The following is a 15,996-nucleotide window of genomic DNA, read 5'->3' on the forward strand; positions in this document are numbered from 1 at the left end:
AGGTCAATGACACAAGTAGCCGATGACCGTGCAGCTGTTGGGCGCGGAGCGGCACCATGTCGACATGACGATGCCCGACGACCAGCCGCTCGGTGACGCGCCCTTCAGCATCGACTTCTTCGACGTCGTGCTCGTGCGCCCTGGCAGCATCGACCGCGACATCAGTGGTCGGGGGACGGTGCTCGGGCGGGCGCGTGGAGACGACAGCGAGGAGTTCTACGCCGTCTATCTCGACGACTTGGGCGAGACCTTGATGATTGCGCGATCCGATCTAGAGCCCACCGGCGAACGCCACGGACGCGAGGAGTTCTACGACGGACTCGCATCCGTGTGAACGACGGTGGCGAATCGCTCTAAGCAGTACACGGTCATGCCGCTGTCCGCGCGGTTGTGCCATGGGCGGTCTCGCTGGACACCTACGCCGCGGGCGCGCGAGTCACGTCGTAGGGGTCCCAGTCGAGCTGCCAGAAGGCTTGGAGCCCGTGTGCACGGATGAACTCTCGCTCGCTGGAGTACACCGGGTACAGGCCCTGCACGTGGGGCGGGTGGTCGTCTCCGACGTCGATCGTCGCACTGTCCCGATCCAGCACTGCCGGCGCGAACACTACGAAGCCGTCCATGGCGCTCTCGGCCGCGACGGGCTCGCCGAAGTTGAGCGTGTCCCCGTACTGGAACGGGCAGCTGCCACGCAGTTGTTCGGCGAGAAACGCCGCGGCCAGCACCCAGGCGGAGTCATCCGACCTCACGCTGATGCACAACTCGGGTCGGCCGTGCTGCCACAACGGGTTCTCGGCGAGCGACAGCCCGTAGGTCAGACCGGTGAAGAGCCCATCGTCGGGCAGGTCCCGGTAGCCGATCGCCGTGACGCTGGGCAGGTCGGAGTGTCGCGACTCCACCGGCCAGAACTGAGGCTCCGCGCCGCCCGTGAGCACGTCGAGGTGCGCGAGGTAGCGCTCGACGCGGCTGGGTGCCGAGGTCATGCGGCCATCGTGCCGTAACCGAACCGCCCCAGCCGAGCCGCGGCGCGCATCGGGCGCAAGGGGCTGCCGCGATCGCAGCGAAGTCGTCACGGGTTGCAGGAACCCGCTTCGTCGACAGTCCTTCTGCTTCCGACCCACCAGCGACCGCACCGTTATGCCGCTGACCGATCTCTCAACGCGGAAGCTCGCTCGCGCGGTGCAGGGCGTGTGGCACGGCTCACGGCGACCCGTCTCCGTGCCGATAGGGCCAGTGCGCCTTCCAGCCGCGAGTCGGCGGCGGACGCACCCCGCCCGCCTCGCGCTGCGTCGAGGTCACCCGAAGGAGGTTCGCGATGGGTCTGTTCCGACGGTCCGCGGTCGACGCCCTACCCGACGACGCGCTGCCGTTCCTCACCGTCGATGAGGCCGCTGAGGTGCGCCGCTTGGCCGCCGACGCGTTCGCCAGTGCGGGTGTGGAGGTTGTCGTCCACCCGGACCACCTCCAGGATGGGGACGGACGGCAGTTCGGACTGTGGAACGTCGCCGCGGCGTGCAAGGCGGCCGGCCCGCGCCGGCGCTGGCGGCGCGTGGTGCGCGGGCACGTCGCGACACTCGTCGACCTGCCGCCGAACCCGGCGGACCTCCCGGTCGAGGAAGTGCTCGCGGCAGCGGTCCTGCGGGTGCACGCGGTCGACCAGATGCCACCCCCCATGCGCGACAGCCTCACCTACGGAAGGCACGTGGCGGACGGCCTCGTCGAGCTGGTGGTGCACGACTCACCCAAGTCCACGATGGTGCTCCTCGACGAGGACGTCGAGCGCTGCGGAGCCGACGCGCTGCGGGCCGCCGGGCTGGAGCACCTGCTCGCGGAGCCGTTCACGCAAGACGTACTGACGGCGGCCGGTGGCGCACGGATCGACGTGCTCGAAGGGGAGTCCGTCTTCGTCGCCAGCAAGGTTCTCGTGCTGCCCCACGTCCTCGACCGGGTTCACGGCCGACGTCACTTCCCGGACGGTGTCCTCGTCGCACTGCCGGACCGCCATCACCTCCTGCTCCACCCCGTCACGTCGGGCGACGTGGTCCCGGCCCTCCAAGCGATGGCGGGGCTCACCGCGGACGCGTACGCGAAGGCGGCCGGTGGCCTCTCGCCGTCGGTGTACTGGTGGCAGGAGGGCCGGATGACCCGACTCAGCGTCGTAGGACCGGACGGCGTGCGCATCGAGGTCCAGGACGCCTTTGCCGAGGTGCTCGAGCGCCTCGCCGCGACGCGCTAGGCAACCCGACGCCGTTTCGACCCGCTTCGGTGACCGCACGGTCATGCCGCTGACCGCCCTCCGGCGCTGGGCCTCAGCGGGTGAGCGTGGCCAGGCACGTGCTGACGGCCGCCTCGTACTGGCGCCGATCGAAGATGAAGGGCCCGAAGTCGGCGTAGGACCACACCCGGCGGTGCGGCTGAACGAAGTTCGACCACGTCACCGAGTGCGCGGTGAGGGTCACGCTCGCGTCCAGCGGCCAGCACCCAATCTCCCCGCAGTCGCAAGCGAGCAGAGAGACACGCCCTTTGTCGGGCCACTGGCGCTTTTCGATCCCTCGGTAGTAGTCGCAAAGGTCACCGAACCTGAAGTAGGCGGGAACCAGACCGCCGTAGCCGCCAGCAGGTGTGAAGCCTCGTGCGGACTCGTATGCGCCGACCAGGTCGACCAGCGACGAGCCGTCGACGAACGGGACGAGTCCCGTGACCCCCTCGTACTCCTCTGCCGCAAGAGTCAGCTGGTTCACCACGCTGGAGTCTCCCACCGTTCACACCGACGGCGGGACGCCGAACCGTCCGGTCATGCCCCTGACCGCGCTGGAAGGTGAGCAGCGATTGTCATGTCAGACCTCGTTGCAACCCTTGGCTTGGAGCGCGGAGGGAGGTGAGTGCGATGGGGAAGCCATCCAAGGCTGCCATGTCGAAAGCGGGGAGCAAGCTTGCGTCGAGATCGTCCAGCAAGTCGGCGAAGAGCAAGGCGGGTTCCACGCTCGGCAAGGGGTGACCGCGTCAGTCTGAGTCCTCACCGCGCGTGCCCACCGCGCGCGCGGTGAGGACCGCGTGCGGCGAGAGAGCCGCCCAAGAAGTTCCGGTCATGCCGCTGCCCGATGCGCGCGCTCACCGGCCGGCCACCGCGTTACCGTGCGTCATGGCGATCACAGTCATCGCGCCCGCAGACCTCGTGGTCGCCGAGAGCGACGGGATCACGATCCAGCTCGGCGGTGTGCAGCTCGACGCGCAGGGCTGGGACGGCCAGGCTGGGATGAGGGTCCACCTGCACGGCCTTCGGGGCCCTGAGACGATGCGCCGCGATGAGGACTTCCACGCAGCTCGCGAGGCGTGGTGTCGCGACTTCCAGCAGCACGGCCAGGACCTGGCCGTCGACCCACCACAGATGCCCGGCGTCGCAGTGCTCGACCGGGTGCAGGTCGTCGTCAGTGATGACGTCGGGACCGACTACCGACTGCTCGCGGGGCAGGTCGCCGGCGACGGCACTGACTGGGAGGCCTCGTGGGTACACGGCCCTTTCCCACCGGCGCACGCCTCCCGCCTCCACCTGACCTTCACCCTCGACGGCGAGCCGACGGGCAGCGACTGCACCGTCCTTCTCGACTGAGCAACCGCCGGCGTCAGTAGCGACGTGCGCTCGGCCATGCCGCTGACCGGTACGCCGGCGGTCGCCCTGGTCGCTCCGAGGGTCAGACGGCGATGAGCGGACCGGTAGCCGAGGCCCGACTGAGGAGGCGGCCGCCTAGCTGAACTGACCGCAATTGTCGCGAGCCGGAAGCGCGCCAGCCGCTCGGCGCCCCCGTGTCGCTAGCCTCTCCCCGTGACGACGCAGCCAGCCGTGGAGGTCCGCAGCGACGCGCGCGCGTCCCACCGAGTCGCACAGCTCGCGCTCGTCGTCGGCGGACTCACCTGGGTCCCGGCTCGCTGGGCCGTCATGACCACGTGGGACGGAACCTGGCTCGGCGCCGACTACGTCGGGTGGAACCGGCTCATGCTGCTGCCGCTGACGCTGCTCGTCGTCGGCTCGGTGGCGACCGCGCGCCGCGAGGCCGGCCGGCGGCTGAAGGCCGCCTGGGGCGTCATGGCCGCGGGCTTCGTGCTCTCGTGGCTCGGCGTCCTCATCGAGTTCGTCATCGGCGGGGGGCTGCGCGGCGGCCCCGAGTGGCTCGCGATGGCGGGGTGGGGGCTCTACCTGCTGGGGAACCTGCTCACCGGCGTCGGTGCGGCGGTCGCGGCCGTGACGGTCGCCCTCGACCGCAGCCGCCGGGATCGGGTGGCCACCACCGGGGCGCTGGCCCTCGCCGGGCTCAGCATGCTCGCCTGGCTGCCGCTCATGGCGGCCACGCTGAACGAGGCGGGAGTCGTCGACCAGCTCGTCGTCGGTGCCGCCTGGGTGCTCGTCGGGCTGACGACCGCGCGACGGCCGGTGTGACGCCGGCTCGACCTCGCGCTCAGCGTGAGGCCGGGAGGAGGTCGGCGAGGGAGGGTCAGAGCTCGAGCAGCATGCGGGTGTTGCCGAGCGTGTTGGGCTTCACGCGCGCGAGGTCGAGGAACTCCGCGACGCCGTCGTCGTGCGAGCGCAGCAGCTCCGCGTAGACCTCCGCGTCGACCGGCGTGCCGGCGATCGCGCGGAACCCGTGCGCGGCGAAGAAGTCGACCTCGAACGTCAGGCAGAACAGGCGGCGCAGACCCAGGTCGCGGGCCCGCTCGACGAGCGACGCGAGCAGCGCGTGCCCGACGCCACGTCCGCGCCACGCCGGGTGCACTGCGAGCGTGCGGACCTCCGCCAGGTCGGTCCACATGACGTGCAGCGCCCCGCAGCCGATGAGCGCTCCCGTCGCGTCCTGGGCGACCTGGAACTCCTGAACACCCTCGTAGTAGCCGACGAGCTCCTTGGCGAGCAGGATCCGCGCCGCCGCGTACGGCTCGACGAGGTCGCGGATCTCGCGCACGTCGCGCGGCAGCGCAGGCCGGATCACGTAGGGCTGCTCGGGGGCCGTGGTCGGAGGCGCGGTGGAAGGCCCGGAAGAGGGCAGAGGAGCGGCCTCGGAGGAGAGCCCGGCGGCAGGCTCGGAGGTGGCGGACGTCACGCCGTCACGCTAAAGCACGACGCCGCCCGCGGCACCGACGCGCCCACCTGCCGTCACCCGCGGAGGCGCTCCGCGATGCCCGGGTACGACACGACGAGCCCGTCGGCGTCCACGACGATCGTCGCGGCGAAGCCCTCGACGCCGAACTCGACCGCGGCCCCGCCCCCGGGCGACGGGACGGAGGGCCCGTAGTGCTGGACGTCGGCGCGCACGACGAGGTCGGGGACCTCGACCCACGCCGCCGTGAGCCGCGATCGGCCACCGCCCTCGCGCAGCAGGCCGCCGCGCAGCACTGGCATGGTGTTCGTCAGCGGGCACAGCCCGAGGTCGCAGTCGAGCGCGTCGCGCAGGTCGGGCAGGTCGACGTCGACCTCGCGGCCGTCGACCCACCGCCGCGCGGCCCAGGTGCCGCCCTCGTCCCGGCTCAGCTCGAGCCGGCGCGCGCCGTGGTCGCCCAGCGTCGTCACCTCGAGGGACCGGGTCACCCAGCCGGGCCCGGTGTCGAGCCGGTAGGCGGTGGCGTGGTCGGTCGCGCAGCTCGTGCCGTGGGCCGTGAGCCGGTCCGCGCCGAGGACGACGCGCGCGGCGTCGATGCGTTCGGGGTCGGGACCCGCCAGGAGACGAGCCGTGCCCGCTCGGTCATGGCCCGACGGTAGCGGCCGGGCCGCACGCCCCAGCCCACGGGCGTGAGCCGCGAACCCGGACCCGCGACACGTGCACCCGCGCCCGTCGTCAGCCGGCCGGACGGACCGTTGCCCCCGCCGCCCACGCTCGGCTCGTCGACCGGTCCTCGCCGATGCGGAGCAGCGGGATGCGCTCGATCGCGTGCGCGAGACGCCCGAGGCCGCGGCTGACCGCGCGGAGCGCCGGGCGCGTCCGCGCCGGGCCGCGCGTCGCCCCGAGATCGGCCAGGTCGCGGAGACGGTCGACGACGGAGAGCGGCAGCGCGGACACGACGTTGCCGGGTGGGCGCCGTGCGACGACGGGGTGCGCGCGCGTGGGCGCGATCCGACGCACCAGCTCCCAGAGGACGCCGAGCCGCCGCAGCTCGCGCTGGTCGGTGACGGCCTGCAACCGCGGGAAGAGCTCGTCCTCCTCGTCGCGCACGTCCTCGCGGAGCACCTCGGCGAGCCGCTCGAGCAACGGGGCGCGCGCGGCGTCGTCGGGCGCCGTCGCCTCGAGCCGCGTGACGAGCTCGTTGACCTCCTGGTGCTCGCGCTCGACCTGGAGCGTGAGCGCCTCGCCGTCGGCCAGCGCACGCCGCATGAGCGGCCACAGCACCGACTCCTCGGCGAACGCGTGCGGGAAGACCAGCCGGTAGAGCCGGCGCAGGACGTCCTGCTCGTGCTCGGGGCCCGCGCCGTCGAGCTCGTGCAGCAGCCGGTCGAGCGTGACGTGGTCCGACCGCTGCCGGACGAGGACGCTCCAGCGGCCGCCGAGCTCGGCGATGCTCTGACCAGCGATGGACCGCACCATGACTGCCTCCCGGTTCGAGGCGATCCACGCTACGTCCGCCGGCGGGCGCGTGCGGGTGAACGCGCTACCACCGTGATCGCTGACGTGACAGCATCTGCCCGACGATCACGACGACGGGGGCACCATGGGTCAGGTCAGCAGCGTCCACCGCACGGCACCGCCCACGACGAGCGGGGGCCGCGCGACGCCGGTCGGCGCGTCGACCCGCGCCTGGGCGCTCGTGGTGGTGGCCTCGTGCGCCCTGCTCGGCACCGCGCTGCCGTCCGCCGCGGCTCAGGGGACGGCCACGCAGAGCGCGTCCCCGGCCCTGTCGCAGGCGGCGCAGGCCTGGCCGGCCAGCCGGTTCGAGCCGCTTCCCCCGGCTCGTGTCCTCGACACCCGGTCAGGTGTCGGCGCACCGGCGGGACGCCCCGACCGCGGGGCGTCGCTGCCGCTCCAGATGGCCGGGCGCGGCGGCGTGCCGCCGACGGGCGCGACGGCCGTTGCGCTGAACCTCGCCGTGACCGACGCCCCGGGAGCCGGGTACGTCCAGGCGCTCCCGGCCGGGAGCGGCGCCATCGGTGCGTCCGCCAACGTCAACGTCACGGGTCCGGGGCAGACGGTCGCGAACCTGGCGGTCGTGCCGCTGGGCGACGGCGGGGCGATCACCCTGTACGACGTCGCGGGCGGTCACCTCGTCGCCGATGTGCTCGGTTACTTCACGCCCGCGGAGACGTCGAGCGCCGGACGCTACGTGCCCGTGCGGCCCGGTCGTCTGGTCGACACCCGCTCCGGGGCCCGGCCGACCTCCGGCGGCTCGTTCGCGCTCCCGGTGACGGGTCGCGCGGGGATCCCCGCGACCGGCGTGTCCGCGGTCGCCATGACCGTCACCGCCACCGGCAGCACGGGGCCGGGCTTCGTGCAGGTGGTTCCCGCGGGCGGCGCCACCCCGCTCGGGTCCACGTCGAACGTCAACGTCACCGGCCCCGGGCAGACGGTCGCCAACCTCGTCCTGGTCCCCGTCGGGAACGACGGCGCCGTCGTCGTGCACACCGCGACCGCGACCGACGTCGTCGTCGACGTCGCCGGCTACGTCACCGACGGGACGGCCGCACCCTCCGCCGACGGGCTCTTCGTCGGCCTCCCGCCGGCCCGCCTCTCCGACAGCCGCGCGTCCGCGCCGCTCGCACCGGGCACGACGACGTCCGCGCCGCTCGGCAGGGCCGGCCTGCCCGCGACCGGGGTCGCCGCCGTCATGGCCAACGTCGTCGCCGTCGGGACCAGGGGGCCGGGGTTCGTCCAGCTCTTCCCCACCGGCCACGGCACGCCGGGCGCGTCCACCAACGTCAACTTCACCGCACCGGGGCAGACGGTCGCCGCGGCCGCCGTCGTCCAGCTCGGCACGGGTGGGCGGATCGGCACCTACACCACCACGACGACCGACGTCGTCCTCGACGTCTCCGGCTACTTCACGGGCAGCTCGGCGGGTACCCCGGAGCCCCACGCGCTGGCGTCGTTCGGCCAGGGCGTCGAGGGCCAGCTCGGCACCGGCGACCGGCCGACCCACGTCGCCGAGCCCGCCCCGGTGGCCTCCGGGAACGCGTGGACCTCCGTGTCCGCCGGCTACTGGCACTCCGCCGCCGTGCGCGAGGACGGCACGCTCTGGACGTGGGGCGACAACATGTGGGGGCAGCTCGGCGACGGGACGCTCGTCGACCGCCCGGCGCCCGTGCAGGTCGGGACCGACGCGAACTGGGTCGCGGTCGCGGCCGGCGCGTCCCACACGCTCGCCCTCAAGCGCGACGGGTCGCTGTGGGGATGGGGGCTCAACGGTGCCGGCGAGGTCGGCGACGGCTCGACGACGCAGCGCCTCGCACCCGTGGCGGTGGCCCCGGGCCGCACGTGGCACGCCGTGACCGCAGGGATGTCCCTCAGCGCGGCGATCGCCGACGACGGCACCCTCTGGACCTGGGGGAACAACAGCCACGGGCAGCTCGGCGACGGGACGGACCGGCGACGCGCGGTCCCGGGGCGCGTCGGCACCGACCAGACCTGGACGGCCGTGGACGTGGGCACCGACCACGTGGCGGCCCTGCGGGCCGACGGCTCGGTCTGGACCTGGGGGACCAACGTCTGGGGCGAGCTGGGCGACGGCAGCACACCGGGACACGGCGTCGTCTCCCGCGTGCCCGTCCGCGTGGCGTCCGACCAGCGCTTCGTGGGCATCTCGGCCGGCTGGCAGGTGACGTCCGGCGTGACGGCGGACGGTGCGCTGTGGACGTGGGGGCTGGAGAGCCACCGCGGCCGGGAGGTCGCGCACCCCGCTCCCCGACGCCTCGGGACGTCGGACGACTGGGTCACGGTCGCCGAGGGCTGGGAGTGGCACGCCGCCGTCCGCGCCGACGGGACCCTGTGGCAGTGGGGCCGGTGGGCCGACGCCCAGGGCCGCGAGCTGTGGCGGAGCGAGCCCGAGCAGGTCGGGGCCGCGGTCTCCTGGTCGGCCGTCTCCTCGAGCTACCGGCACGGCGTGATGCTCCACGACTGACTCCACCGAGCCCCTGAGCCCCTCGAGGGCCAGGAGCCCGATCTTGGAGCACGGGGAGGGTCGAGGAGGGTCGAGGACGAGGCTCAGCCCTCGACGAGTGCCTCGGCCGTGAGCTCGTCGACGACGAGGTCGGTCACGACGCCGGCGGCGAGCGCCGCCCGCAGCGGCACCACCTTGTTGTCGCCGGCGACGGCGCACACGCGCCGGGGGATGCGGTGCAGCTCGACCGGCGTCGGCCCGGTCGCACGCGCGTTGAGCGCGACGTCCTCGTAGCTGCCGTCGGCGCGCAGGAAGACGGTGCAGACGTCGCCGACGACGCCCTCGTCGTGCAGCAGCGCGACGTCCTCGGCGTCGAGGTAGCCCGCCGAGTAGACGTGGCTCGGCAGGCCGCCGCCGACGGCGCCCACGCCGAAGAGCGCGATGTCGGCCCGGCGCTGCACGTCGAGCACGCGCCGCACGGACCGCTCGCGCCACATCGCCGCCTTGGTCTCCGGGTAGTCGAAGAAGGCCGGCACGGGGAAGTGGTGCACGGTCGCGTCGAACGCCGCGCCGAAGCCGGTGATGAGGTCGCTCGCGTACTCGATCCCGCTCGTGCGGGTGTTCGCGGCGCCGTTGAGCTGCACGACGGCGCTCCCCCGCGTCGCCTTGGGCGTGAGCCGCCGGCCGACGGCCGCGAGCGTCGTGCCCCAGGCGATGCCGAGCACCATGTCGGAGTCGAACCACGTGCCGATGAGCTTCGCCGTCGTGATCGCGACCTGGTCGAGCCGCTCGATCTCCGTCGCCGAGTCGGCGACCGGCGTGACGTAGGCCTCGATGCCGTACCGGCGCGCGATCGTCTGGCGCAGGCCCGGCGCGCGCGTGCGACCGGGCCGCAGGGTGATCTCGACCAGGCCCGTCTCGCGCGCCCGCTTGATGAGGCGTGAGACGGTCGACCGCGACGTCCCGAGGTGCCGGGCGATGACCTCCATCTTGAGGTCCTGCAGGTAGTACATCGAGGCCGCCTTCAGCACGTCCTCGCGGACGTCCTCGCCGACGTCGCCCTCGTCACGATCGATCACGGGACACCTCCTCGGGCCACCGGTGGCACAGCGGCACGCACCGCTACGGGCGCGGTACGGGCAGGCCCGACCTCAGTCTGCACGTTCGTGCACCGGGGTTGCGCGTTCGTTCGCGCATCGCAAGCATAGGGCTGTCGCGCGGCCGACACCCTGCCACCGGGACGAGATCCGTCCCCCGAGGCGGCCGCACGTGCGAGATCCGCATCCGGGACGTCCCGGAGCAGAGGAGGCACCGTGAGGACAGCGGCACTGACGCCCCAGACCCGCGAGGACGCGCTGGACGCGCTCGAACGCTCGGGAGCAGGCGAGGAGCTCGACGTCCTCGTCATCGGCGGCGGCGTCACGGGCGCCGGCATCGCGCTCGACGCCGTGACCCGCGGTCTGCGGGTCGGGCTCGTCGAGGCGCAGGACTGGGCGAGCGGCACGTCGAGCCGCTCGAGCAAGCTCGTGCACGGGGGTCTGCGCTACCTGCAGATGCTCGACTTCCACCTCGTCCACGAGGCCCTCACGGAGCGCGACCTGCTGCTCAAGCGGATCGCCCCCCACCTCGTGCGCCCCGTCTCGTTCCTCTACCCGCTCGAGCACCGCGTCTGGGAGCGCGCGTACGTCGGTGCCGGCGTCGCGCTGTACGACATCCTCGCGAGCGTCGCCCCGGGCAACCGCGCAGCGCCGTGGCACCGCCACGTGACGCGCACCGGCATGGAGCGGCTCTTCCCGGACCTGCGGCACGACGCCGCCGTCGGCGCCGTCCGGTACTGGGACGCGAGCGTCGACGACGCGCGCCTCGTCGCGACGATCGTCCGCACCGCCGCGACCTACGGCGCGCACGCGGCGAGCCGGACCCAGGTCGTCGAGCTCACGCGCCGCGGCACGGGCGTCGTCAACGGCGCCGTCGTGCAGGACCTCGAGACCGGGCGACGCATCACGGTCCACGCCGACCAGGTCATCAACGCGACCGGCGTGTGGACGGAGGAGACCGAGGCGCTCGCGGGCGACGAGGGCGGCCTGCGCGTGCTCGCGTCGAAGGGCATCCACATCGTCGTGCCGCGCGAGCGCATCCGCGGCGACGTCGGCCTGATCCTGCAGACCGAGAAGAGCGTGCTCTTCGTGATCCCGTGGTCCCGGTACTGGGTCATCGGGACCACGGACACGCCGTGGGAGCAGGAGCTCACCCACCCCGTCGCGACGGCGGCGGACATCGACTACGTCATCGACCACGCCAACGCAGTGCTCGCCGACCCCATCTCGCGCGACGACATCATCGGCACGTGGGCCGGCCTGAGGCCGCTGCTCCAGCCGGGCACCAAGGAGGGCACGTCGTCGGCCAAGGTCTCGCGCGAGCACACGGTCGCGTCGCCCACCCCGGGCCTGACCGTCATCGCCGGCGGCAAGCTCACGACGTACCGGGTCATGGCCCGCGACGCCGTCGACTTCGCGCTCGGTGAGCGCGCCACCGCGCTGCCGTCGATCACCGACCGCATCCCGCTCGCCGGCGCCGAGGGGCACGCCGTGCTCCAGCGCCAGGCCAAGCGGATCGCGCGGACCTACGGGTGGACCCGCGCGATGGTCGACCACCTGCTGCACCGCTACGGATCGATGCTGACCGACCTCGTCGAGATGGTCGACGCCGACCCGTCGCTCGGCCGCCCGCTCGAGGGCGCTCCGGCCTACCTGCGCGCCGAGGTCGCGTACGCGGCGAGCCACGAGGGTGTGCTGCACCTCGAGGACGTGATGATCCATCGCACGCGGCTGGTCTACGAGCAGCGCGACCGGGGCCTCGCGGCGATCGAGGAGATCGCCGACCTCGTCGGCGAGCGGCTCGGCTGGTCGGCCGAGCGGCGCGCGGCGGAGATCGAGGCGTACCGCGCTCGGTGCGAGGCCGAGGAGGCGGCGTCGCACGAGCCCGACGACGCCTCGGCCGAGGCGGCGCGGCTCCGGGTGCCGGACGTGACGCCCCTCGTCGAGCTCGCCACACCCGGTCCGGGTCCCGGCCTCAAGCCCGGCTCCCCGGCCGACTCGAAGGGCGCGGCCGGCCCCTACGGCACCTGACCCGCCCCGGCCGGACGTCCCGGCCCCCCAGACACTCCGGGCAACCCCGCCCGGAGCGCACGTGACAACGAAGTCTCGCGAGTGAATCGAGGAAACATGGACGTCACCCTCACCGACATCTTCGTGTCGGAGGTGATCGGAACCGCTCTGCTCCTGCTCCTGGGTGCAGGCGTCGTGGCGAACGTCATCCTGCCGAGGACCAAGGGGTTCAACGGCGGCTGGCTGCTCATCAACTTCGGCTGGGGCCTCGCGGTGTTCGTGGGTGTGTTCGCGGCGTGGAAGTCGGGCGCGCACCTCAACCCCGCAGTGACGCTCGGCCTCGTCGCCAACAACCCCGGTGGTGACTTCGTCGAGGGCGTCCCGATCGACGCGGCGTCGATCGCCACGTACCTGGGCGCGGAGCTCCTGGGCGCCTTCATCGGCGCGATCCTGGCGTGGGCCGCCTACAAGCAGCACTTCGACGAGCCGGCCGACCCGGCCACGAAGCTCGCCGTGTTCTCGACCGGCCCGGCGATCCGCTCCTACGGCTGGAACTTCCTCACCGAGGTCCTGGGCACCTTCGTGCTCGTCTACATCGTCATCCAGTTCGGCAACACGCCGCACGAGATGGGTCCGCTCGCCGTCGCGCTCCTCGTCGTCGGCATCGGCGCCAGCCTCGGTGGCCCCACCGGCTACGCCATCAACCCGGCACGTGACCTCGGCCCCCGTATCGCGCACGCCATCCTGCCCATCCCGGGCAAGGGCTCGAGCGACTGGGGCTACGCGTGGGTGCCGGTCGTCGGCCCGATCGTCGGCGGAGTGCTCGCCGGTCTCCTCGCGGCCGCCGTCGCCTGAGCCGCGGGCGCACCCGCTCCCTCTCATCCACCTGCACGACGACGTGAAGGACAGACATGGCTGACTACATCCTCGCGATCGACCAGGGCACCACGAGCTCCCGGGCGATCGTCTTCGACCACTCCGGCTCCATCGTGGCCACCGGCCAGAAGGAGCACGAGCAGATCTTCCCCAAGCCGGGCTGGGTCGAGCACGACCCGATGGAGATCTGGACGAACGTGCGCGAGGTCGTGGGCCTCGCCCTGACCCGCGCGAACATCACGCACCGCGACGTCGCGGCGGTCGGCATCACGAACCAGCGCGAGACCGCCGTCGTGTGGGACCGCACCACGGGCAAGCCGATCTACAACGCGATCGTCTGGCAGGACACGCGGACCCAGAAGATCTGCGACGAGCTCGCCGCGATGGGCGGCGGGGCCGAGCGGTACAAGGAGAAGGTCGGCCTCCCGCTGGCGACCTACTTCTCGGGCCCGAAGGTCCGCTGGATCCTCGACAACGTCGACGGCGCGCGCGAGAAGGCGGAGCGCGGCGACCTCGCGTTCGGCAACACCGACTCGTGGGTCGTGTGGAACATGACGGGCGGGACCGACGGTGGCGTGCACGTCACGGACGTCACCAACGCGTCGCGCACGATGCTCATGAACATCGACTCGCTCACGTGGAACGAGGAGATCGCCGGGGACATGCAGATCCCGGTGTCGATGCTGCCGGAGATCCGCTCGTCGTCCGAGGTCTACGGCGAGGGTCGCCAGGGCGGGATGGTCCCCGGCGTCCCGATCGCGGGCATCCTGGGCGACCAGCAGGCGGCGACGTTCGGCCAGGCGTGCTTCGAGGTCGGCACGGCCAAGAACACGTACGGCACGGGCAACTTCATGCTGCTCAACACCGGCACGGAGCCGATCCAGTCCAAGAACGGCCTGCTGACGACGGTCTGCTACAAGATCGGCGACAAGCCGCAGGTCTACGCGCTCGAGGGCTCGATCGCGGTCACCGGTTCGCTGGTGCAGTGGCTCCGGGACAACCTCGGCCTCATCAAGGACGCCCCGGAGATCGAGAAGCTGGCCTCGACGGTCGAGGACAACGGCGGCGCGTACTTCGTGCCGGCGTTCTCGGGTCTCTTCGCGCCGTACTGGCGGGGCGACGCGCGCGGCGTGCTCGCGGGCCTGACGCGGTACGTCAACAAGGGCCACATCGCTCGTGCGGCGCTCGAGGCGACGGCGTTCCAGACCCGCGAGGTCCTGGACGCGATGAACGCCGACTCGGGCGTCGACCTCACCGAGCTCAAGGTCGACGGCGGCATGATCGCCAACGAGCTGCTCATGCAGTTCCAGGCGGACATCCTCGGCGTCCCCGTCGTGCGGCCGAAGGTCGCGGAGACGACGGCGCTCGGCGCGGCCTACGCGGCCGGCATCGCCGTCGGCTTCTGGGAGGGCGAGCAGGACGTCATCGACAACTGGGCCGAGGACAAGCGGTGGGAGCCGTCGATGGACGCCGAGGCGCGGGACAAGACGTACCGCAACTGGAAGAAGGCCGTCACGAAGACCTTCGACTGGGTGGACGCCGACACCGAGTAGAGCGTGTGAGGCGTCACCGCGCGGTGTGCGCGGCCGCCTGACCTGACGACACCGGCGGGCACCGGGTCGTCGAGCGGAGGGGCTCGTCCTACGGACGGGCCCCTCCGTCGCGCTCGGCCGAGCAACGACCACTCCGAGATGTGCGGCGCACGTGACGCGCGAGGCGTGTGAGGCCCGTGGTGCGCCCCACGGGTCCCGGGAGCCCCACGGGTCACGTGCGCCGCACGTCTCGGTGCAGCGTCGCGCGCGGGCCGCCGTTCCGTCGGTGCGGGCGATGTGACCGGTGCGGCCGATGGGGCTGCTGACGTGTCGCATCAGCACCAGCGGTCCCAGCGGTCACATCGCCCGCACGGAGCGACCGGGGCAGGATGGGCGCATGCGGGTCACGGTCACGGGTGCGTTCGGCAAGGCGGGGCGAGTCGTGGTCGAGGACCTCGTCGCGCACGGGTACGACGTCGTCGCGACGGACGTCGCCGGGCCCCCGGGCGCGGACGCCGGGCTCGGCGCCGACCTCGTCATCGCGGACCTGACCGACTACGGGCAGGTGGTCGAGGTCCTGGCCGGGTCGGACGCCGTCGTGCACCTCGGCAACATCCCCGCACCCGGCCGCGCCACCGCACCCGAGACGCTGCACCAGAACTCGGCCATGAACGGGAACGTGTTCCTCGCCGCGGCGCGGCTCGGCCTGCGCAAGGTCGTGTGGGCGTCGAGCGAGACGACGCTCGGCCTGCCGTTCGACACGCCGCCGCGGTACCTGCCCGTCGACGAGGACCACTTCCCCCACCCGACGACGACGTACGCGCTGTCCAAGGTGCTCGGCGAGCAGACGGCCGCGCACGTCTCCGCGTGGTCGGGCATCCCGTTCGTCGGCCTGCGGATCTCCAACATCCACCGGCCGCAGGACTACGCCGCGGTTCCGGGCTACTGGGGTGACGCTCGGTCGAGGCGCTGGAACGCGTGGGGCTACGTCGACGTGCGCGACGTCGCCAAGGCCTGCCGGCTGGCGCTCGAGGTCGAGACCACGGGCTCGCAGAACGTGATCGTCGCCGCGGCCGACACGATCATGGACCGGCCGACGGCGGAGCTGGTCGCCGAGGTCTTCCCCGACGTCCCGCTCACCCGCGAGCTCGGAGAGTTCGAGACCCTGCTCGCGATCGACGCCGCCCGCGAGCTCCTCGGCTACGAGCCGACCCACTCCTGGCGCACGGAGCTGCCGACCCAGGAGCCCCCCACCCCCAGCTGACCAGCCCATCCCGAACCCACCCCGGCCGTCGCGAGCGCACCCCGGCCGTCCCGAACCCACCCCAGCCGTCCCGAGCGCACCCCCGGCGAAGTGGAGCGTTGTCGTGGGACACGCCAGCTTCGGTTCAAGTGGTTGTTGCAACGCGGTG

15 protein-coding genes are annotated in these 15,996 nt (G+C 72.7%); 9 read left to right on the top strand and 6 right to left on the bottom strand.

Annotated elements, in window-relative coordinates:
* Positions 1-22: 22 nt before the first annotated feature.
* Positions 23-334, top strand: a complete 312-nt coding sequence (locus ICW40_RS01570; protein WP_221652074.1) for a hypothetical protein — start codon at positions 23-25, stop codon at positions 332-334.
* An 82-nt stretch (positions 335-416) separates the two neighbouring features.
* Here ICW40_RS01570 and ICW40_RS01575 read toward each other — a convergent pair whose 3' ends face one another.
* Positions 417-980: a suppressor of fused domain protein gene (locus tag ICW40_RS01575; protein WP_221652075.1), complete on the bottom strand. Its 564-nt coding sequence runs from the start codon at positions 978-980 to the stop codon at positions 417-419.
* Between the two features lie 332 nt (positions 981-1,312).
* Here ICW40_RS01575 and ICW40_RS01580 point away from each other — a divergent pair, with 332 nt between their 5' ends.
* A complete protein-coding gene (locus tag ICW40_RS01580; RefSeq protein ID WP_221652076.1) occupies positions 1,313-2,233 on the top strand; it encodes a hypothetical protein in 921 nt (306 codons plus the stop codon).
* 73 nt (positions 2,234-2,306) lie between these two features.
* Here the strand turns inward: ICW40_RS01580 and ICW40_RS01585 are convergent, their stop codons facing one another.
* A complete protein-coding gene (locus ICW40_RS01585; protein ID WP_221652077.1) occupies positions 2,307-2,738 on the bottom strand; it encodes a hypothetical protein in 432 nt (143 codons plus the stop codon).
* 284 nt (positions 2,739-3,022) lie between these two features.
* On the opposite strand from ICW40_RS01585, the gene ICW40_RS01590 reads away from it, so the two are divergent.
* Both ICW40_RS01590 and ICW40_RS01595 read left to right on the top strand, forming a co-directional pair.
* Entirely contained in the window at positions 3,023-3,607 is a 585-nt protein-coding gene (locus ICW40_RS01590; RefSeq protein ID WP_221652078.1) for a hypothetical protein, read from the top strand.
* A 213-nt stretch (positions 3,608-3,820) separates the two neighbouring features.
* Positions 3,821-4,432 (top strand): hypothetical protein, encoded by a 612-nt coding sequence (locus ICW40_RS01595; protein WP_221652079.1) that lies wholly within the window; start codon positions 3,821-3,823, stop codon positions 4,430-4,432.
* A 55-nt stretch (positions 4,433-4,487) separates the two neighbouring features.
* On the opposite strand, the gene ICW40_RS01600 is transcribed toward ICW40_RS01595, so the two are convergent.
* The 3 genes from ICW40_RS01600 to ICW40_RS01610 form a co-directional block, all read right to left on the bottom strand.
* A complete protein-coding gene (locus ICW40_RS01600) occupies positions 4,488-4,979 on the bottom strand; it encodes an amino-acid N-acetyltransferase (protein WP_221652080.1) in 492 nt (163 codons plus the stop codon).
* A 164-nt stretch (positions 4,980-5,143) separates the two neighbouring features.
* Complete coding sequence (locus tag ICW40_RS01605; RefSeq protein WP_308121562.1) at positions 5,144-5,767, bottom strand: putative glycolipid-binding domain-containing protein; 624 nt, start codon at positions 5,765-5,767, stop codon at positions 5,144-5,146.
* Positions 5,768-5,822: 55 nt separating this feature from the next.
* A complete protein-coding gene (locus tag ICW40_RS01610; RefSeq protein WP_221652081.1) occupies positions 5,823-6,566 on the bottom strand; it encodes a hemerythrin domain-containing protein in 744 nt (247 codons plus the stop codon).
* A 124-nt stretch (positions 6,567-6,690) separates the two neighbouring features.
* On the opposite strand from ICW40_RS01610, the gene ICW40_RS01615 reads away from it, so the two are divergent.
* Complete coding sequence (locus ICW40_RS01615) at positions 6,691-9,090, top strand: hypothetical protein (protein WP_221652082.1); 2,400 nt, start codon at positions 6,691-6,693, stop codon at positions 9,088-9,090.
* Between the two features lie 83 nt (positions 9,091-9,173).
* On the opposite strand, the gene ICW40_RS01620 is transcribed toward ICW40_RS01615, so the two are convergent.
* Positions 9,174-10,082: a sugar-binding transcriptional regulator gene (locus ICW40_RS01620; RefSeq protein WP_221652087.1), complete on the bottom strand. Its 909-nt coding sequence runs from the start codon at positions 10,080-10,082 to the stop codon at positions 9,174-9,176.
* 300 nt (positions 10,083-10,382) lie between these two features.
* Here ICW40_RS01620 and ICW40_RS01625 point away from each other — a divergent pair, with 300 nt between their 5' ends.
* The 4 genes from ICW40_RS01625 to ICW40_RS01640 all read left to right on the top strand — a co-directional run bounded on the left by ICW40_RS01625 (position 10,383) and on the right by ICW40_RS01640 (position 15,848).
* Complete coding sequence (locus ICW40_RS01625; RefSeq protein ID WP_221652083.1) at positions 10,383-12,197, top strand: glycerol-3-phosphate dehydrogenase/oxidase; 1,815 nt, start codon at positions 10,383-10,385, stop codon at positions 12,195-12,197.
* A 96-nt stretch (positions 12,198-12,293) separates the two neighbouring features.
* Positions 12,294-13,031 (top strand): MIP/aquaporin family protein, encoded by a 738-nt coding sequence (locus tag ICW40_RS01630; RefSeq protein ID WP_221652084.1) that lies wholly within the window; start codon positions 12,294-12,296, stop codon positions 13,029-13,031.
* A 56-nt stretch (positions 13,032-13,087) separates the two neighbouring features.
* Positions 13,088-14,605, top strand: coding sequence for a glycerol kinase GlpK (gene glpK, locus ICW40_RS01635; protein WP_221652085.1), 1,518 nt, complete (start codon positions 13,088-13,090; stop codon positions 14,603-14,605).
* A gap of 376 nt (positions 14,606-14,981) precedes the next feature.
* Positions 14,982-15,848, top strand: a complete 867-nt coding sequence (locus ICW40_RS01640; RefSeq protein WP_221652086.1) for an NAD-dependent epimerase/dehydratase family protein — start codon at positions 14,982-14,984, stop codon at positions 15,846-15,848.
* Positions 15,849-15,996 lie beyond the last annotated feature (148 nt).

This window comes from Actinotalea ferrariae (genome assembly GCF_019733465.1).
In the GTDB taxonomy this organism is placed as follows: domain Bacteria; phylum Actinomycetota; class Actinomycetes; order Actinomycetales; family Cellulomonadaceae; genus Actinotalea; species Actinotalea ferrariae_A.